We start from the raw sequence: 1,478 nt of genomic DNA on the forward strand, positions 1-1,478 counted from the left end.
AGGTGCTTACCCCCAAAAGTTAGAGTTTTTATTATGCAGCTGATTGGCTGGAGTGAGTTCGATATTCAACAGGGCTCATCCCAGCCAATCTTTCTTTTGACCGGTCATGATTGTACCAGTGAATATATTTGTGAATTCGGCTTTTTAACTCTTCATAGCTTATTAGTTCTTCCCCATAATACATTTCTTGCTTTAATATCCCAAAGAAATTTTCCATCGAAGCATTGTCTGCACAGGTTGCTTTGCGTGACATACTTTGAAATATTTTATTTTCCTTTAATAACCTCACCCATGAGTTATGTTGGTAATGCCAGCCTTGATCAGAATGGATAGTAGTGCGGTGGGTTGCATTATTTTTTATTATCCCCATCGTTTCTTCTAAAGGTTCCATGACTAGATCTAGTGTTGGACGTTTCCTAATTCCAAACGCTATAATCTCTCCGTTGTAAAGATCAAGAATTGGGTTTAAATATAACTTCTCTTCCCCAAGACATTTAAATTCAGTGATGTCGGTTACTAATTTTTGAAGAGAAATTGGTGTATTGAAACGGCGGGATAGTCGATTTTTCACAACCTTCCCAATCTTACCCTTATAGGAATTGTATTTACGAGATTTCCGCATAAATTTTACACATTTCAATCCTAGTTCTCGCATAAGTCGATATACTTTTTTATGATTAACATGATGTTCTAACTTTTTTAATTCCTTCGTAATACGTTTATAACCATAGCGTTCATGAAACTCCTTAAATAGGTTGGTTATGAGTTCTTTTAGTTCTGTGTCCGGATCTTCTTTCACAAAGTTTTTAACATGATAATGATAAGTTGCTTCAGGTATTCCTACAACAAGGAAGATATCCTTCAATCGGAATCCTTCTTCTTTGAGTGCAAATGCCACTTTTGCTTGTGCTTTTCGTGGAAGGCATTCGGATTTTCCCGAAAAGCTCTCAGCTTTTTTAGGTAAGCATTTTCTAACCTAAGTAGTTCATTCTCTCGTTCCAATTCTTCTTCACGTGTTCCCTTTTTGTCTTCCTTTTGCTTTTGTTTACTGGGTTTTTTAGACATAGAAGGTCGCCCCTTTAATTTTGAATTCAGGCCTTCTACTCCTTGTTCATGAAACTCTTTCATCCATCGTACGATTAAGGAAGGGGTGTTCATATTGAAGTGAACCGCAGCCTCTAAATAAGAAGCACCTGTATTTAATATAAATTGTATCGTACCTAATTTAAATTGAACAGAATACTCCTTTTTCGTCATACTTCGTTTTAACCCATTTATCCCCTGAGATTTATAGACATTCACCCATTCACGTATAGTGGTCTGACTGCCCATATTATATTTTTTTGCCAATGATCCATACCCCATGTTGCCTTCTAAATACTCGGTAACAAGCTTCATTTTAAATTCTTCATTGTATTTAGCCATAAAAACACCCCCGAAGGTTAGATTTTTCACTCTAACTTTCGGGGGTCGGTACC

General features: G+C 36.5%; 2 protein-coding genes. Both read right to left on the reverse strand.

Annotated features, from left to right (window positions below):
• Positions 1–31: 31 nt before the first annotated feature.
• Positions 32–898 carry an IS3 family transposase gene (locus D3H55_RS23605; protein ID WP_119549769.1) on the reverse strand — a complete coding sequence of 289 codons (867 nt, stop codon included), beginning with the start codon at positions 896–898 and terminating at the stop codon, positions 32–34.
• Entirely contained in the window at positions 862–1,425 is a 564-nt protein-coding gene (locus D3H55_RS23610; RefSeq protein WP_119549770.1) for a helix-turn-helix domain-containing protein, read from the reverse strand. Before D3H55_RS23610 ends, D3H55_RS23605 begins: the two co-directional genes overlap by 37 nt.
• Positions 1,426–1,478 lie beyond the last annotated feature (53 nt).

It is taken from the genome of Bacillus salacetis (genome assembly GCF_003581585.1).
Lineage (GTDB): Bacteria > Bacillota > Bacilli > Bacillales > Bacillaceae_B > Rossellomorea > Rossellomorea salacetis.